Here is a 16025-nt window from a genome sequence, read left to right as displayed (position 1 = left end):
AATTTCTCTGGGACTTACGATATCAGAACAAAGGATTAGTGCCTAGAAGCAGAATTAGAACAGATTTGACGCTCATCAAGTTGGTGTTATCAAACTTATCAATTACACGGTTTTGCTAGTGACTCGTTTCCTTTTATCTCTACCGAAGGATCTCCGATTATGATCTCATTAAGGTGGTGGGTCGTGTTCATGACTAGTGATTAGTTTTTATATGCCAATAGATAAAATGCCTGCCGAATCGATGCCGAGAGAAAAGTTATTGAGTCGAGGGCCTGATTCTTTGAGTGATGCGGAATTGCTCGCGATATTCCTGCGAACAGGGACACAAGGAATGAACGTCTTGGAACTCGCTGACAAGTTGATCAAAGACTTTGGCTCGCTCCGTCATCTTTTTTCAGCAACGCAGGAAGAATTTTGTGCCCATAAAGGGATGGGGCAGGCCAAGTATGTTCAATTACAGGCTGTGTTAGAGATGACACAGCGCTATCTAGCAGAGACTTTATCTCGTGGAGATGCACTCACTAGCCCTAGTCATACTAAGCTTTATCTTTCGAGCATGTTGCGTGATCGCCAGCGAGAAGCCTTCTATATATTGTTCCTCGATAACCAAAATAGGGTAATCAAAGACGAAGTTATGTTTGAAGGAACCATCGATGCCGCATCGGTTTACCCACGGGAAGTGGTTAAACGGGCACTTCATCACAATGCGGCGGCATTAATCTTGGCTCATAACCATCCTTCGGGTGTCGCGGAGCCCAGCCAAGCGGATAGGAGGATTACACGCCGATTGACCGACGCATTAGCGCTGGTGGACATCCGAGTTCTCGACCATTTTGTCGTTGGAGATGGCGAAGTTGTCTCTTTTGCAGAGCGTGGATGGATTTGAATCACATTTTAGGTTGTTAGTTGCGTTAAATCTGCTATTATTCCGGCCACATTTTTAGACCTAAAATCAGCTCTGATTACTCAAGCAAGCTGCGCTGCACAAAAAAAGATCACGAAATCCGTAAAAAGGATCTGTTCGGGTCTTGAGCAATGCGTGTCAAGTTAGTATAATGCGCGACCTTTGATAGCCTTGTATGGATTTTCCATAACGGTTTTTACCTTCTATTTTAATTGATAGAGAGGTTCGGCCACCAAGGTTGATATCGAGCTGAAACGATTGGAGAAGACATTCATGTCCCGAGTATGCCAAGTAACTGGTAAGCGTCCAGTAACGGGTAACAACCGTTCACACGCACGCAATGCTACTAAGCGCCGTTTTCTGCCGAACCTACAAACTCATCGTTTCTGGGTAGAGAGCGAAAAACGTTTTGTTAAACTACGTCTAACTGCTAAAGGCATGCGTATCATTGATAAGAAAGGCATCGATGCTGTTCTTGTTGATATCCGTGCACGTGGCGAAAACGTTTAAGAGGAATTAAGCAATGGCTAAAGGCATTCGTGAGAAAATTCGTCTAGTATCTTCTGCAGGTACTGGTCACTTCTACACAACTGATAAGAACAAGCGTAACATGCCAGGCAAATTTGAGATCAAAAAGTTTGATCCAGTAGTTCGCCAACACGTTATGTACAAAGAAGCTAAAATCAAGTAATTGATGCTTTTTTTGCTCTTCTTCAGTAGAAGAAAGAATTGAAAAACCCAGTTTAATCGCTGGGTTTTTTTATATCTACAATTTGAGGAACTCAATTATTCTTGCTTGATATAGCCTCTGATAGATAGAAATCTGTACAACATAGAAAGTATTGCCACTTTCACGATATACTGAATGTTCAATAGGTTAGATGAGCAGAATCAGATGAGATATCGTGGACGCCGGTGGAACAACATACTCATGTTCAGTGTGATCGCTTTTATTGGCGTGTTAAACCTTCCAACATTGATCAAAGCGTACCTTATCGAGCCTGAACCGCAGGTTGATAGCCCTTATCCTTATCTCCTGAACCCAACAGCAAAGCTTCAAGCGTTACACTTTGCTAAGTGGTCTGTCATTCAACAAGATAATCAATGGGTTTACCAGTTCGAAGATACTGACTTTCCTCAAGCCACCAATGCACAAGAGCTGTCACAACGTTGGAAAGAGCTTGTGGGCACGGAAGTCGACTCACAGACCTACACAGACCTTACGCCTCGGTTAAATACACCACACACCATCGAAGTATGGTATCAAGACCAAGAAGAGCCCCAGCGTATTACCTATTATCAATTGCCTGAGTTCTGGTTGTTAAAAAACTGGAATGATCAGTGGTTGGCGGTGTCTATTGAAGAGAGCTACCTGTTTCCAAGCTTTAACGCTAACCACTCCTCTAAATCGGACGACTAACTATGCCTGAATTACCCGAAGTCGAAGTAAGCCGTATGGGGATCTCGCCTCATTTAGTTGGCGAGACCATTAAAACCCTTACTTTTCGCACGCCTAAGCTGCGTTGGGATATCCCACAAGAGTTAAAAGCATTAGAAGGGCAGGTGATTCGCTCTATCTCGCGCCGTGCAAAGTACCTATTGATTGAAACGGATACTGGCACTGCCATTGTTCACCTTGGTATGTCTGGCTCACTACGCGTATTAGATGCTGACTTCCCAGCAGCAAAGCACGATCACGTGGATCTTAAGCTCACTAATGGAAAAGTACTACGCTACAACGATCCACGTCGTTTTGGCGCTTGGCTGTGGTCTGCTCCCGACGAAACACACCCTGTGCTACTGGGATCTGGCCCTGAGCCGCTCACTGACGACTTCAACGCCGACTACATCGCTGAGAAGGCAGAAAAGCGTAAAGTGGCCGTCAAGCAGTTCATCATGGACAACAAAGTGGTGGTTGGTGTGGGGAATATCTATGCCAATGAAGCGCTATTTGCTTCACGTATTAGCCCTTTGCGCCCTGCAAGCAAAGTGACAAAACAAGAGTGGGTCTTGTTGACCAAAGAGATCAAACAAGTGCTCGCCACCGCCATTAAACAAGGTGGTACTACGCTAAAAGATTTCGCACAAGCAGATGGCAAACCGGGGTATTTCGCCCAAGAGCTGCAAGTGTATGGGAAAGCGGGTGAAAAGTGCCCAAGCTGTGAAGCTCTGATTCAAGAATTGAAAATAGGGCAAAGAAATACGTTTTTTTGCGAAGAGTGCCAAGTATAAAAAAACTGAACGCGCGTTCACTTTTTACTGCTAGTAGATATAAGTGCTAGTCGCTACAATTACATTAATGATATGAATTGAGAATAGTAGAATGAAATATTTAGTAACTGGCGTTGCCGGTTTTATCGGATCTGCAGTGTCAGAGCGACTATGCGCAGCAGGCCATGAGGTTGTCGGTATTGATAACTTGAATGACTACTACGAAGTCTCTTTAAAGCATGACCGCCTTAAACGTATCGAACATGAAAACCTGACCTTTATTGAGCTGGATCTTGCTGATAGAGAGGGCATGGCGAAGCTGTTTGTTGAGCAAAAATTTGACCGTGTGATTCATTTAGCAGCGCAAGCTGGCGTTCGTTACTCAATTGATAACCCAATGGCGTATGCCGATAGCAACCTTGTCGGTCACTTAGCTATTCTTGAAGGTTGTCGCCATAATAAGGTTGAACACCTCGTTTATGCTTCATCGAGTTCCGTTTATGGCTTGAATCAAAAAATGCCATTCCATACAGCAGACAGTGTTGATCACCCGATTTCACTGTACGCCGCGACTAAGAAGTCGAATGAGTTGATGGCGCATACCTATTCTCATTTATACGACGTACCAACGACAGGTCTTCGCTTCTTTACGGTTTACGGCCCTTGGAGTCGCCCTGATATGGCGATGTTCAAGTTTGCGAATCTAATCGTAGCGGGCAAAGAAATCGACATTTATAACAACGGCGACATGATGCGTGACTTCACTTATATCGATGATATCGTTGAAGGTATTATTCGTGTTCAAGATCGTATACCAGCCAAGCAACCAGATTGGACCGTTGAGCAAGGGTCACCAGCAACCAGTTCTGCTCCGTATCGCGTGTTTAACATCGGTCACGGCAGCCCGGTTAAATTAATGGACTACATCGAAGCATTAGAAGGTGCTCTAGGTGTTGAAGCGAAAAAGAACTTCATGCCAATGCAGCCTGGTGATGTGTACGCGACTTACGCTGATACGGAAGATTTGTTTGAAGCGGTTGGCTATAAACCTCAAGTGAAGATCCAAGAAGGCGCGAAAGCTTTCGCGGATTGGTATAAAGCCTATTACTCGCTGTAGTAATTGATAAACTTTGAATAAAAAATAGCGCTCACTGAGCGCTATTTTTATAGGTAATCGCATGATTGCTTTTTAGGTATAAGTATAAGCATAAAGAGAGGGGGCAATTTAATGTGAGTGTACTTTTCCTAGACCTAGAATTTTGGTCTGAACTCTTTATCTAGTACTGCAAGGTGATAAAGGTTTGTTGATAGATTAAGTGCCATACTCTTTATTTTGTTCACAATCTTCATAAAGGCGACAGAATAGTCTTTTCTACCTTTATGTTTACGACTACCGATAATTGACGGCCGTTTACTACGCTGTAATCCAGCAGAAGAAACACCAAACATGGGGTGCTTATGAATCCAAGTATTCCTTAAGAATACATCAACTGGATAATTAAAAGTTGAACTTTGTTCGATGAAAGCTTGTGCCGCTTTGGGAGATATAGCATAGCAGGCGGTTCCTTGAGGAACTTTCAAATACTTTACAAGATGCTGTGTATCGTACTTATCAACTGAATAATGTAGTCTATTCTTACTGTCTTGTAAGCGAATAAAACCACACTGCTCAATATGCTGCTCGGCGATAGTCAAAGTATTGCGAAATATATCGATATCAATATCGGCATGATCTTCGAAGACTAAAATGGGTTCATTTAACTCTATGCATTTTTGCCAAATAAGATAATGGCTTGCATAACACCCCACTTCCCCAATTGCATGCGGTCTACCCATATTGTGTAAAAAAGCTCTATCGTGAATTCTTGTTAGTAGAGGATGTTCATCGGTTCGTGCATCCACTCCGATAAAAAACTCAAAATCAACCTGAGCATCCTTAAGGGCGTTAGCTGTTGATTTTTGCCTACAATGGTTTGCTTTTAAGGTAATACAGTATGATTTCATAAAGCTATATTGATGTATTTATTCACAAGAAATTATGTTATCACTCGTTTGGCTTTTTGTAATGATTGTTCGCTTTGTTAGAGGTTATGGTTGTGACGAACCTCAAGAGTGTTCGGGGTTCGCATTATCTGATTCATAGGTTCTGCAGTGTCAGAGCTAATATGTAGGGGTCTAAATGAATTTATCTGTCTCAAAAAATAGCGCTCAATGAGCGCTATTTTTTTCGGTGTAGGTAAAGAGAATTACTTGGCAGTCTTCAGCTTTATCTCGGCTGCCACCTTTTGTGGTACAAACTGGCTAATATCCCCTCCGTGTATAGCGACTTCACGAACAATGGTTGAAGAGAGGAAAGCATACTCTTCTGAAGGGGTCAGAAATACGCTTTCAAGGCCAGGTAGGAGCTTACGATACATGCTAGTGAGACCAAACTCGTACTCAAAGTCCATGGTTGTTCTTAGACCACGTACTAATACGTTTGCTTGCTGCTGTTTAGCAAAGTCGACTAGTAACCCTGAGAATCCCTCTACAGATACGTTAGGTAAGTGAGACACCGCATCACGTAACAACTCTACACGTTCATCTAACTCAAACATGGTTTTTTTACTTGGGCTCGCTGCTACTCCAACAGTGATATGGTCAAACATGCTAGCGGCACGAACAATGATATCAAGGTGGCCATTGGTCACCGGATCAAAAGTTCCTGGATAAATAACGTGTGTGCTCATTTTAGCTGTCCTTGCTTAATGTAGTGTTCGAATTCGGTGCTTTACTAGAGTTTAAGGCCTTATCGAGTTGCTGCTTTACCATATCGAGTGTGATGTCTTTCATCAGGTCATCGCCTTTAGCACGGGTTCCCCATGGAAGGTCTGCGACTGGTTTACCTTGTTGTGCTTCTACGTGCTGTTGATAAACACTCACTACGATATCGAGATCGTTGTAAGGTCCTGTTCTACGAGGGTCGCTGTGTGCGTACAAGCCGATTACAGGCGTTGACTGCGTAGTTGCCAAGTGGGCTGGGCCAGTATCAGGTGCCAATACCACCGTTGCATGTTTCAGTACGGCAGTCAGTTGCTTCAAGTTCGTTTTGCCAATCAAGTTGGTTACTGGCGACTGGCATAATTTTTCGATGTCGCTACCAAGGTTAACTTCTCTTGGTGCCGGAGAACCACATAACACCACTTGCATGCCTTGTTCGACAGCATAATCAGCAATAGCTGCATATCGCTCAGTTAACCAATTGCGTGAATCTTTGCTTGCAGCTGGGGAGATAACCAAGGTCGGCTTGTCTGCCATGGTGCTAATTGCGAGTTGTTCATCTTCAGGTGTTAAAGGGATATCCCATTGAGGCTTATCGAAGGGGGCACCAATGTAGCGAGCAAATTCGGCAAAGTTATCCAACACATGAAACTTATCTGAAATAGGTAGATGGTGGTTGGTAAAGAGTGACTGCATTTCACGAGTACGGTTTTTGCCAAATCCCACTTTGCACTTCGCCTTTATTCCCCAAGATAGCACGCTGGCTCTGAGTGCGGCTTGCATATGCAGAAGTGCATCAAATTTACGATCAGATAGCTGACGCCATAATTCACGCATTCCTTTGAAGCCTTGTTTCTTATCGAAAACAATCACCTCAATACCGGGTAGATCGCCGATCAGCATGGCTTCTATTTTGCCCGTTATCCAAGTGATTTTCGTTTCAGGCCACTGCTTCTGGATGGCTTGAACCACAGAAATAGCATGACAAACATCGCCAATCGCGGAGAGGCGAAGTATGCAAAGAGATTGAGGTGCAGTTGAGAACAGTGACATAAAGTGCCCGAAAAAAGTGAATAACATCAGAATTATGCAGATACTCGCATTAGTTGTAAAATAGCAATGACGAAAAGCGACCCAAAGGCCTCATAGATGGAAACGATTAGCACCAAGAACCAAACAATTTGGTACGACCCTGAACTTTTGGCTCAGGTACCAGAGGGCGATATCGCTCAGATTTTTGAGGCTGAATATTGGCAGCAACAAGACGCCATTTCAGGCAGTGCTCAAGGGCGCGGTACCACATGGTTCATTCAGCTTGATGGAATACAGGCCGCATTGCGCCATTATCGCCGTGGCGGATTGTTTGGGAAGCTAGTCGAAGACCAATATCGTTTCTCTGATTGGGAGAGTACTCGCTGCGCTATGGAGCTTAATGTCCTAAAGATATTGGCAAACGCAGGTGTGAATGTACCGAAGCCCATTGCTGCTAGAGCCATTAAAAGCGGACTACTTTATCGAGCGGACTTAATGTCTGAACGAATTCCCAATGCCAAAGATCTGGTTGATGTCTTGGTCAATGGCCCGATAGATGCGGATGTTTATCGTCGAATTGGCCAAGAGGTACGCAAGATGCACGATGCTGGGGTTAATCATACCGATCTCAACATTCATAATATCCTGCTTGATGACTCGCAAAGGGTGTGGATTATTGACTTTGATAAGTGTGGTCAGCAAGCGGGTGATGACTGGAAAGAAGGCAACTTGAATCGCTTAAAGCGCTCGTTCTTAAAAGAAGTGAACAAGCGCCAGATTCAATGGCAAGAGTCGGATTGGGAGCCGATGTTAAAGGGCTACCAAGGCTAATTAGGTCAAATAGTTGTTAGCTAAGAATGTATTCCAAGGTTTTATCCAACGCCCCTCGGTTCTGCTCAACTACTTGATAAGCCGCTAAGCCTTTAGTTTTGCGCAGCTCTGATTGTTTGAACAGTCGTTGGAGTTGGCCTGCGATATCTTGGCTATCTTGACATATAACCACGGCATTGGCTTCCAGTAGCTTGTCTGTGATCTCGCTGAAGTTAAAGTAGCTAGGACCATTCAATAAAGGTAGTTGTAGGGCTGCTGGTTCTAGAAGATTGTGGCCACCTACCTTATCGCCTACAAGGCTTCCTCCCATAAAACACACATCAGCACCACCGAGTAAGGTCAACATTTCTCCCATCGTATCAGCAATATACACTTCAACATCAGAGGCGATAGGTTGTTGACTTGTTCGAGTGATGGTGTTGAATTCTTGCTGTTTAGCCAGTTCCGTCACTTGGCTGAATCGTTCAGGGTGACGAGGTACAATCATCAATAACGCTCTTGGTTTGTCTTTTAGAAGTTGCTTATGAGCATCTAAAACAATTTCATCTTCACCTTGGTGGGTACTCGCAGCAATCCAGACATCACGATTAAAGCCGACTTGATCCCTCAAAGCTTTACCTTTTTCTACTTGTTCAGAAGAGACTTCAATATCAAACTTGATTGAGCCTGTCACATGCACCGATGCTTTATCTAACCCTAATCGTATAAAACGCTCAGCATCACTTGGGTATTGGCAGAGTACTTGAGAAAGGTTTTTCGCTAGAAGGTTAAAGACGGATTGGAATTTGGCGTAGCGTTGGCATGAACGTTCAGATAGGCGAGCGTTGAGTACTGAAATAGGAATCCCAGCTTTCGCGACGCAATGCAGTGTGTTTGGCCATAATTCCGTTTCCATGATTAGCATCTGTTTAGGTTGAACAGCTTTCAAGAAGCCTTGTACACACCAAGAAAAATCAATCGGCATGTAGCGGTGCTCGACCAAATCACCAAGCTTTTCTATTTGTTCAGCACCTGTGCTGGTCGTTGTGGTAACAATGATGGCTTGATTTGGATCTCGCAGCTTCAATTGTTTAATGATAGGTATCGCAGCAATAGATTCACCCACTGACACGGCATGAATCCAGATAGGGCTTTTACCTTGAGTTTGCGGCGTAATACCGAAATGTTCTTTCCAGCGCTTACCGAAACTTGGTTTTCCGGGTTTGCTCTTATAAAGCCCATAGAGGAGTAGTGGAGAGGCCAATGACAATATAAGAGTGTATATAATTCGTATAAGCATAAGAACAGTGACACCAGAGGGTAAAATCAGTAATCAGAAGAGTATTTTCTTCAATCTCGAAAGTAAAGAGCGTTATAATTAAATGCTTAGTTGCGCTTTCAAACGGACATGGTGAATTTTATCTCATCGCTTATGCAAACCGATCAAACCTATCGTTTCTTGCTCTACGTCGAGCAAAATTATTCATTTGCTATTCTTCGCCCATTCTATGATTACGCGAAGCAACTCGGCCATGAGGTTAAGTGGTTGCTTGTTGGTGAAGACGCTTCTGAACATCTTTTACTGGATCAAGAGCAGAGCGTCTCTTTGACAGAAGCTATTGCCTTTAATCCTTCTGCCGTTCTAGTGCCCGGCGATCGTGTTCCAGCGTTTATTCCAGGGTTGAAGGTACAAGTATTTCATGGTTTGAACGAGAGCAAACGTGGGAACTTATACCCTGAACGTGGTCTATTTGATTTGTATTGCACCGAAGGCCATGAAAGAACAAGCTCGCTTGAGCCGCTAGCTAAGCAGCGCGGCTATTTTCAAGTTAAAGAGACCGGGTGGCTGAAGCTCGATAGCTTGTTTAATTATCAAACCAGTGACAAGCATTTTGAAAGACCTCAAATTCTATTCGCTTCCACTTTTTCGCCAAGTTTATCCTGCGCTGAATTGGTTTATGAAGAGCTTAAGCGCCTAAGCAAACTGAGCCAGTGGCAATGGTTAGTCACATTGCATCCTAAAATGAAGCAAGAGACACGAGAAAAATACCAGGCGTTGGAAGGGGACAACCTTCTGTTCTTCGACAATGATCGAGTGATTGAAATGCAGCATCGTGCTGATGTGATGGTATGTGACAACTCATCGATCTTTCAGGAGTTTTTGTTGCTCAATAAGCCGGTTGTTACGGTAAATAACCGAGAGCCTCAAGCGAGCTTCATCAATATTACCCAAGCAGAGCAGTTAGAATCAGCAATTCAACAAGCTATGCTGCCTGATGAAACAAGAGATAAAGCCATTGCTAATTATGGTCCGTCAATAACGCCATATTTGGACGGTCAATCCTCAGCGAGAGTTCTGAGTGCTATTACGGATGTGCTAGAAAGCGGTTGGCAGGATAAAAAACCAAAAAATTGGATTCGTAACTTTAAAATCCGCAAATCATTAAACTATTGGAAATTCTAGGGCTGAATAATGAGAAAACATACCCTGTCTGTCATTGTTATTACCAAGAATGAAGAAGACCGAATTGAAACTTGCCTAAAATCTGTGGTTGATATTGCCGATGAGCTAATTGTGTTAGACAGCGGATCAACGGACGCAACCGTTGAGATATGCCAAAAATATACAGATAACGTGACAATCACAGATTGGCCTGGCTTTGGTAAGCAAAAACAGCGAGCGCTAGATAAAGCGACATGTGATTGGGTGCTATCAATTGATGCTGACGAAGCTCTCGATAAAGAGATGAGCGACGCTCTTGTTGAACTATTAAAACAAGAGCAAATCAAACACACTGCTTATAAACTTCCTTGGGGAGTGACTCTTTATGGCACGACTCTAAAACATGGCCGCAGTGCTCGTGCAGTATTAAGACTGTTTAAGAGAGAAGGCTCTCGATATACGTTAGACGAGGTTCACGAGACCGTCGTTCCGGAGCAAGGCTCTACAGGGATATTGAAGGGATTTCTTCTTCATTACACCCATCGTGACTATGGCCACGGCCTAGATAAAGCAGCGCAATATGCTTGGCTTGGTTCTCAAAAGTACCACCGTAAAGGTAAGAAATCACACGGCTTATTCCTTGCTCTACTTCGAGCGATGTGGACGTTTTTCCTTGTGTACATTATCCGTCGTGGCTTTATGGATGGTAGTGTCGGTTTCATTATGGCTATGACTTACGCTCAGGTGAATTTCAATAAATATGTCGGCTTGTGGCTTATCGAAAAAGAAAGGAGTTAACCAGTGGCTTTTAAATTAGAGTACTGCCTGTCAGATACTTACAATGTAGGGGATGATCTTAACCCTTGGCTATGGCCACAACTGTTTGGTGACTTGATTGTAGAAGATAGCTCTCGTTATTTTTTAGGCATAGGGACGATTTTGACGGAGAAGCGATTAAATAAAACGCTTTCAGGTGCGGACGAAGTTATTATTTTCTCATCAGGTGCATGGGAGTGGAACGTCCCCAAGTTATCTGACAAGTGTACTGTTTATGGTGTAAGAGGGCCTAGGACGGCAAAAAAATTAGGGTTAAAACCCGAACTGGTGGTTGGAGATGGTGCTTATCTCCTTCGTGAAGTTGACTTCCCTAAAGCGGAAATACAAAAAGGGAAGATTGGCTTTATACCTCATCATCGTAGTGAAGATTTTATCGATTGGGATAAAGTTTGCCAGAAGATAGGTTTAACATACATTACAGCAAAACAACCGGTCGAGACTTTTTTGTTGGCTCTTCAAGAGTGTGAGTCCGTTGTGACTGAGGCCATGCACGGTGCAATTATTGCGGACGCACTTCGCATCCCTTGGAAAGGAGTTCGTTTCTCCCCGACATTTGACGATGAAAAGTGGTATGACTTTGCTGAATCTATGGATGTAGAGCTAATATTACACGACTTACCTTTTATGAGTGTTAATAAGATGCCCATTGGTAAATTGTTAGAAAATACGTTTAAGAGAAATGTAGCTAAATTATTTAAATCTTCATCGAGAAAGTGGCTGTCACTCGTGACTGTGTACAAACTGGCCTCTAATGACGATATGAAAAATTTACAATTGAAGCTTAAAGTTTTAGCCAATGACAAGAGCAATTACCAATTGAGCTCTTTGGCACAACTCAATGCGATAGTCGAGACTCAAAAAGCAGTGGTAAACAGAATTATTCAAGACCACAAGTAGGTCGTTTGGGCAAGTTGGTTATCCACTTACTTGCCCTTTGATTGCTAAGCTATTTGTTCGTTAATTTCTCAAAAAAGCGAATGTGTTGTTTAACTGTTTCTGATGACGAAAAGTAGCGTTGGAGTCTGATCTTTGCTTTATATCCCATTTCTGAACATCGTTCTTTACTCTTTGCCATGTTGTTTATAGATTCACCTAAAGACTGAGCATTTTTTACAGGAACAATGTGGCCAGTTTCGTTTTCTTCGATCAGCTCTGGGGAGCCGCCCGTTGTTGTCACTATTGACGGTGTCCCATTTGCCATAGCTTCAACAATCGTTCTTGGGAGCCCCTCTCCACTGATTGATGGTTGAATTTGAAAATCAGCCATAGCCATAATGGATGGAACATCTTTTCTGTGACCAATGAAGTGTATTCTCTCTGACATAGGGCTATCTTTCGCCATATCAAAATAAGGTTCGTAACCACTGCCAATTAAAAGAAGATGAAAGTTTGGGTTATCAACAAAGTGTGTAGCTCTGATTAGAACATCAATTCCCTTGCTGGGCCTAACATGAGCAGCACACACAGCAATGACATTATTGGAGTCTAAGCCAAACTCTTCTGGCTTATTTTCCTGAACAGTATACCAGTCTAGTTCGTGACCTTTGTAGATGGTAACTACATTATCTTTATTGCACCAAACTCTCTTTTTAACGTCATTGGCGACAGCTTTTGATACGCATACAACACCACTGACTTTTGGGTGCAGGTGAGTGAGGTAGGCTGAAGGATCATGGCGATACAGGCCACCTGTAGTCCCGCGATATGTGATTAATTTTGTTTTCTTACCAATACAAGCAAACGCAGCGTTTGGTATCGTCTTAGAATTAAATGCATAAAAAATGTCATAGGCTTTGCTGTTCAGTTCAGCCCTATAAGCTTTGATAGTCTTTAAACAAATCTTTTTATTTGGGTAGGCATCAACAACTCTTACGCCATTTTCTTGAAACCGTTGAGCGTATTCTGCATCGCCTTGGGTAAGAACTGTGACCTCATGACCTTGCTTTACCATTTCTATAAACATTTCGGCTTCAGGACGTACACTATTTCGAGCATGATAGTAGGAACTAGCAATAAGAATTTTCATTGGATTACCGCTTCGAGTATTTGAATTTTATGTTATGTAGGTGACGCTGGATAGTTTCGTTTAAATTGAACCATTCACGCTTACATTTCTTGAATAAACTTCTGGTGCTTGTGCGTTTTTCATAACCGATATCGGAATCAAACTTAGGGTCGTTCGTTAAGCAGGGTACTGCAGTGCCGTAGCACTCGACTTCGTTTTGCCAGAATCGGTCCATATAAATATCTACAGCCATATACCACTCTTTTGAGTGTTCAAGGAATTTTCTAGCTCCTGAAGGCCTTAAGAAATAGGCCGTGGCACTCATATGCCCTTTAGTGAACTTGTGAATACTAGTAGATTTCGCTTCGAGCACTTCGTAAGAATCATATTTACGGCGCTTGTTTTTGAATAATCTTATGCACTCTACAGTTTCGGGGATGTCACTAATATCTTGTATGAAGTTAAGGAATGCCTCTTTAAATATAAGAGCATCATCTTCAATTATGACTATTGGTTGATTGAGTTCAACACACTTCTGCCACAATAAGTAATGGCTTGCATAACACCCTAACTGACCAGCGCTTAGTGTTTTTGCTCGGTATGTTTGGCTTAAATCATTATTGTAAAGGTTTAGTAGTGGGTGAGGGGGGAATGTTCTTCCATCCACAGCAGAAAATAGCTCAAAAGGAAGAGATAGTTCATCTAGTTGGCGACTAATGTTTTCTTTTCTATCTGTGGAAGATTCTAAATTTATGACAAATATTTTAGTCATTGGTAACTCTCTTACATCTTGAGCAAATAGGAATTAGAAATAATAAATATAACATTAAAGGTTGAGGGTGATTAAAAGGTACATCAGTTAAACCTGCGATATAAAATAAGCTAACCAAACCAATTATTATATATGCATCGGATGGTGGTGATTTCCTCACCATCATTAGTGGATAAAGCAGAAGTCCAATTACTAGCATCGTTCCTATAACCCCAGACTTAACCATTTTATCTAAAAACTGATTGTGGAAGTGGGCTGAAGCATAGTGATATAGCGATCTAGATATTTCACCATGTTCTAACTTACCTTTTAATATATCCCGTTGTTCTTGTCCGTGCCCTAGTATTGGTTTTTGTTTTATTAATTCCGGAGCTAACATCCACATTTGTAACCTAAGCCCAACGGATGTACTATAATCGCCTGATTGAATCTTTTTGACTTCATAGATGGTTTGGTTATATCTCTCATTTATTTTATCTTTAAATAAGAAGGCGCCAGTAGAAGTTAGAATGGCTGTGAGTATAAGTGTAAATAGTATATATTTTCTCGAAGGAGGATTTTTAATACATTTAACTGCGATTATAATAAAGATACTTAAAGTAAACGCCAACCAAATCCCTCTAGTTTCACTTAGGATTATAGGAGGTAACGACAGCAGAAAAGCGACCAAAGGAAGGGTTTTACCCTTTAAAGGAGAATTACCTAGCAATAAAGAAAACGCGATTATGGATATCAATGCGCATGCAGTTGAGTAAGGTATCGGATTTATATAACCAGCATTACGCCCTGTACAGATATAAACATTGAAATAGACGCTATTGACAAATATTGCCAAACTACCGATCAAAACTACCCATTGAATTACTTTTTGAGTAAGTATATGGTATGGAAAAGCTATAAGGAAAAGAGTAAGTCCAATCAGTGCTCTTAGCTCTCTAGAACTGGATCCGTGATAATAATAGCTAAAGATAGTATATATACATGAAATGCCAATTAACCACACAAACTGGCTCTGTATGTTATTTAATATAGTTTCTTTTTTAAATACTAATATACTGCCGATGATACTAATCAAAAATAGTGGGATCATTTTCTTATCACCACTATCTAAAACTAACATGCCTGTAACAGCAAAAAAGTAAGGTAATAGTAAGATTGCTGTATAAATCTGCTTTCTGTTAATAATATTCATACTGTTTAATGTAATGCTAACCACTATAAGGATTTATATTGCTATCAGGGCGAGTCTTAAGCAGTCTTAAGATCCACATATATTGCTCTGGGTTTTTGCTTACGTAGTCTTCAATACATTGATTCATCATACGAGCATCCTGTTCTTCGCTTCCTGTTGGGAAGGGTAGAGCAGGGTAGAAGTCCAAGGCGTATTGGCCTGTACTGCTATCGTATTGAGCAAACAAGGGCACAATTTTAGCTTTACTTAGTTTTGATAGGCGACCAAGGCCTGAGATAGTTGCTTTTTGAGTCGCGAAAAAGTCAACGAAGACACTGTGCTCACGGCCAAGATCTTCATCAGGGAGGTAGTAACCCAGGTACCCATCACGTACCGACTTGATGAAAGGTTTGATACCACCGCTGCGATCATAAACACGACCGCCGTATTGCACGCGCTGTCGGTGCATTAGCCAGTCACTGAGTTTGTTTTTTTGTGCTTTCGCCATCGCAGATACAGGTAAATTGCGTGAAGCTAATAATACCGCTGGGATATCGATAGCCCATGTGTGTGGCACCAGCAAGATCACATTCTCGCCACTGTCTATAATATCGGTTAGGTTGCTTAGGCCGTTTATCGCAGTGTTATTCTCTAGCCAAGTTTTACTCTTGAGTGTCAGTGAAGCAAATCCCATCAAAAATGAGATGGAAGTAACGTATGACTGATAGAGAGTTTCTTCGCGCTCTTCGATTGATTGCTCAGGGAAACACATCTCAAGGTTCACTCGAGCCCGGCGGTTAGCCTTATTCTTAATTTTTACAGCTTGCTTAGCCATAAACTTAGCTAATGCTAAACGAATGCTATTAGGTAAGAAGCAGACTAAAGACGATAACAAAACAGCAATCCAAGTTCCCCAGTATTTAGGTGCTAGAAAACCCCATTCAAACTCAGGATTGTAAGCTTTTGGATCAAAATCATTGCGTTGTGTGGTCATTCATTCACTACATTATTTAAATCAGAGAGTTAACTTAATATCGGTCACTCTGGGAATGATTATATTCGTTAGACATTCCCAATAAT

Annotated in this window: 18 protein-coding genes; 10 read left to right on the top strand and 8 right to left on the bottom strand. The window is 42.1% G+C overall.

The features are described from left to right. Window positions 1-211 precede the first annotated feature (211 nt). The 6 genes from radC (at window position 212) to LMH68_RS07220 (ending at window position 4232) form a co-directional block, all read left to right on the top strand. Entirely contained in the window at window positions 212-886 is a 675-nt protein-coding gene (gene radC, locus LMH68_RS07245) for a RadC family protein (RefSeq protein ID WP_048607667.1), read from the top strand. Window positions 887-1177: 291 nt separating this feature from the next. Further along, entirely contained in the window at window positions 1178-1414 is a 237-nt protein-coding gene (gene rpmB, locus LMH68_RS07240) for a 50S ribosomal protein L28 (RefSeq protein WP_004728407.1), read from the top strand. A gap of 13 nt (window positions 1415-1427) precedes the next feature. After that, entirely contained in the window at window positions 1428-1595 is a 168-nt protein-coding gene (gene rpmG / locus LMH68_RS07235) for a 50S ribosomal protein L33 (RefSeq protein ID WP_002535344.1), read from the top strand. Between the two features lie 204 nt (window positions 1596-1799). Next, complete coding sequence (locus LMH68_RS07230; RefSeq protein WP_032546317.1) at window positions 1800-2324, top strand: hypothetical protein; 525 nt, start codon at window positions 1800-1802, stop codon at window positions 2322-2324. Between the two features lie 2 nt (window positions 2325-2326). Continuing rightward, a complete protein-coding gene (gene mutM / locus LMH68_RS07225) occupies window positions 2327-3136 on the top strand; it encodes a bifunctional DNA-formamidopyrimidine glycosylase/DNA-(apurinic or apyrimidinic site) lyase (RefSeq protein WP_229648012.1) in 810 nt (269 codons plus the stop codon). Between the two features lie 91 nt (window positions 3137-3227). Continuing rightward, complete coding sequence (locus tag LMH68_RS07220; RefSeq protein ID WP_229648011.1) at window positions 3228-4232, top strand: NAD-dependent epimerase; 1005 nt, start codon at window positions 3228-3230, stop codon at window positions 4230-4232. A gap of 134 nt (window positions 4233-4366) precedes the next feature. On the opposite strand, the gene LMH68_RS07215 is transcribed toward LMH68_RS07220, so the two are convergent. The 3 genes from LMH68_RS07215 to LMH68_RS07205 all read right to left on the bottom strand — a co-directional run bounded on the left by LMH68_RS07215 (window position 4367) and on the right by LMH68_RS07205 (window position 6928). Then, window positions 4367-5119 carry a glycosyltransferase family 25 protein gene (locus LMH68_RS07215; RefSeq protein WP_016792613.1) on the bottom strand — a complete coding sequence of 251 codons (753 nt, stop codon included), beginning with the start codon at window positions 5117-5119 and terminating at the stop codon, window positions 4367-4369. A gap of 242 nt (window positions 5120-5361) precedes the next feature. Beyond that, window positions 5362-5844 carry a pantetheine-phosphate adenylyltransferase gene (gene coaD, locus LMH68_RS07210; RefSeq protein WP_010433787.1) on the bottom strand — a complete coding sequence of 161 codons (483 nt, stop codon included), beginning with the start codon at window positions 5842-5844 and terminating at the stop codon, window positions 5362-5364. Between the two features lies 1 nt (window position 5845). Continuing rightward, complete coding sequence (locus tag LMH68_RS07205) at window positions 5846-6928, bottom strand: glycosyltransferase family 9 protein (RefSeq protein ID WP_017063093.1); 1083 nt, start codon at window positions 6926-6928, stop codon at window positions 5846-5848. A gap of 96 nt (window positions 6929-7024) precedes the next feature. Here LMH68_RS07205 and LMH68_RS07200 point away from each other — a divergent pair, with 96 nt between their 5' ends. Further along, on the top strand, window positions 7025-7738 hold the full coding sequence (locus LMH68_RS07200) for a 3-deoxy-D-manno-octulosonic acid kinase (RefSeq protein ID WP_229648010.1): 714 nt from the start codon (window positions 7025-7027) through the stop codon (window positions 7736-7738). 16 nt (window positions 7739-7754) lie between these two features. Here the strand turns inward: LMH68_RS07200 and waaA are convergent, their stop codons facing one another. Continuing rightward, window positions 7755-9017: a lipid IV(A) 3-deoxy-D-manno-octulosonic acid transferase gene (waaA, locus tag LMH68_RS07195; protein ID WP_229648009.1), complete on the bottom strand. Its 1263-nt coding sequence runs from the start codon at window positions 9015-9017 to the stop codon at window positions 7755-7757. Window positions 9018-9149: 132 nt separating this feature from the next. Here waaA and LMH68_RS07190 point away from each other — a divergent pair, with 132 nt between their 5' ends. From LMH68_RS07190 to LMH68_RS07180, 3 genes are read left to right on the top strand one after another with little or no spacing between them, the layout of a single operon-like run. Further along, window positions 9150-10181 carry a CDP-glycerol--glycerophosphate glycerophosphotransferase gene (locus LMH68_RS07190; RefSeq protein WP_017069245.1) on the top strand — a complete coding sequence of 344 codons (1032 nt, stop codon included), beginning with the start codon at window positions 9150-9152 and terminating at the stop codon, window positions 10179-10181. A 9-nt stretch (window positions 10182-10190) separates the two neighbouring features. Continuing rightward, window positions 10191-10958: a glycosyltransferase family 2 protein gene (locus LMH68_RS07185; RefSeq protein WP_229648008.1), complete on the top strand. Its 768-nt coding sequence runs from the start codon at window positions 10191-10193 to the stop codon at window positions 10956-10958. Between the two features lie 3 nt (window positions 10959-10961). Continuing rightward, the gene (locus LMH68_RS07180) at window positions 10962-11894 is read left to right on the top strand and encodes a polysaccharide pyruvyl transferase family protein (protein ID WP_229648007.1); all 933 of its coding nucleotides are present in this window, start codon (window positions 10962-10964) and stop codon (window positions 11892-11894) included. A gap of 49 nt (window positions 11895-11943) precedes the next feature. Here the strand turns inward: LMH68_RS07180 and LMH68_RS07175 are convergent, their stop codons facing one another. Genes LMH68_RS07175 through lpxM form a run of 4 tightly spaced genes read right to left on the bottom strand, consistent with a single transcriptional unit; the run spans window position 11944 to window position 15939 of the window. Continuing rightward, window positions 11944-13023 carry a glycosyltransferase family 4 protein gene (locus tag LMH68_RS07175; RefSeq protein ID WP_229648006.1) on the bottom strand — a complete coding sequence of 360 codons (1080 nt, stop codon included), beginning with the start codon at window positions 13021-13023 and terminating at the stop codon, window positions 11944-11946. 4 nt (window positions 13024-13027) lie between these two features. Beyond that, a complete protein-coding gene (locus LMH68_RS07170) occupies window positions 13028-13774 on the bottom strand; it encodes a glycosyltransferase family 25 protein (protein WP_229648005.1) in 747 nt (248 codons plus the stop codon). Next, window positions 13767-14966 (bottom strand): O-antigen ligase family protein, encoded by a 1200-nt coding sequence (locus LMH68_RS07165; protein ID WP_229648004.1) that lies wholly within the window; start codon window positions 14964-14966, stop codon window positions 13767-13769. Before LMH68_RS07165 ends, LMH68_RS07170 begins: the two co-directional genes overlap by 8 nt. A 16-nt stretch (window positions 14967-14982) precedes the next feature. After that, window positions 14983-15939, bottom strand: coding sequence for a lauroyl-Kdo(2)-lipid IV(A) myristoyltransferase (gene lpxM, locus LMH68_RS07160; RefSeq protein ID WP_229648003.1), 957 nt, complete (start codon window positions 15937-15939; stop codon window positions 14983-14985). Between the last annotated feature and the right edge of the window lie 86 nt (window positions 15940-16025).

Origin of the sequence: Vibrio sp. F13 (assembly GCF_020806305.2) — a bacterium.
GTDB classification, from domain to species: Bacteria; Pseudomonadota; Gammaproteobacteria; order Enterobacterales; family Vibrionaceae; genus Vibrio; species Vibrio crassostreae_C.
This window is presented reverse-complemented; position numbering and strand designations above follow the sequence as displayed.

What these genes read in the sequence shown, in the direction of transcription:
- radC (WP_048607667.1), top strand. Translation starts at nt 212, where the DNA reads ATGCCAATAGATAAAATGCCTGCCGAATCGATGCCGAGAGAAAAGTTA.
- rpmB (WP_004728407.1), top strand. Translation starts at nt 1,178, where the DNA reads ATGTCCCGAGTATGCCAAGTAACTGGTAAGCGTCCAGTAACGGGTAAC.
- rpmG (WP_002535344.1), top strand. Translation starts at nt 1,428, where the DNA reads ATGGCTAAAGGCATTCGTGAGAAAATTCGTCTAGTATCTTCTGCAGGT.
- LMH68_RS07230 (WP_032546317.1), top strand. Translation starts at nt 1,800, where the DNA reads ATGAGATATCGTGGACGCCGGTGGAACAACATACTCATGTTCAGTGTG.
- mutM (WP_229648012.1), top strand. Translation starts at nt 2,327, where the DNA reads ATGCCTGAATTACCCGAAGTCGAAGTAAGCCGTATGGGGATCTCGCCT.
- LMH68_RS07220 (WP_229648011.1), top strand. Translation starts at nt 3,228, where the DNA reads ATGAAATATTTAGTAACTGGCGTTGCCGGTTTTATCGGATCTGCAGTG.
- LMH68_RS07215 (WP_016792613.1), bottom strand. Translation starts at nt 5,119, where the DNA reads ATGAAATCATACTGTATTACCTTAAAAGCAAACCATTGTAGGCAAAAA.
- coaD (WP_010433787.1), bottom strand. Translation starts at nt 5,844, where the DNA reads ATGAGCACACACGTTATTTATCCAGGAACTTTTGATCCGGTGACCAAT.
- LMH68_RS07205 (WP_017063093.1), bottom strand. Translation starts at nt 6,928, where the DNA reads ATGTCACTGTTCTCAACTGCACCTCAATCTCTTTGCATACTTCGCCTC.
- LMH68_RS07200 (WP_229648010.1), top strand. Translation starts at nt 7,025, where the DNA reads ATGGAAACGATTAGCACCAAGAACCAAACAATTTGGTACGACCCTGAA.
- waaA (WP_229648009.1), bottom strand. Translation starts at nt 9,017, where the DNA reads ATGCTTATACGAATTATATACACTCTTATATTGTCATTGGCCTCTCCA.
- LMH68_RS07190 (WP_017069245.1), top strand. Translation starts at nt 9,150, where the DNA reads ATGCAAACCGATCAAACCTATCGTTTCTTGCTCTACGTCGAGCAAAAT.
- LMH68_RS07185 (WP_229648008.1), top strand. Translation starts at nt 10,191, where the DNA reads ATGAGAAAACATACCCTGTCTGTCATTGTTATTACCAAGAATGAAGAA.
- LMH68_RS07175 (WP_229648006.1), bottom strand. Translation starts at nt 13,023, where the DNA reads ATGAAAATTCTTATTGCTAGTTCCTACTATCATGCTCGAAATAGTGTA.
- LMH68_RS07170 (WP_229648005.1), bottom strand. Translation starts at nt 13,774, where the DNA reads ATGACTAAAATATTTGTCATAAATTTAGAATCTTCCACAGATAGAAAA.
- LMH68_RS07165 (WP_229648004.1), bottom strand. Translation starts at nt 14,966, where the DNA reads ATGAATATTATTAACAGAAAGCAGATTTATACAGCAATCTTACTATTA.
- lpxM (WP_229648003.1), bottom strand. Translation starts at nt 15,939, where the DNA reads ATGACCACACAACGCAATGATTTTGATCCAAAAGCTTACAATCCTGAG.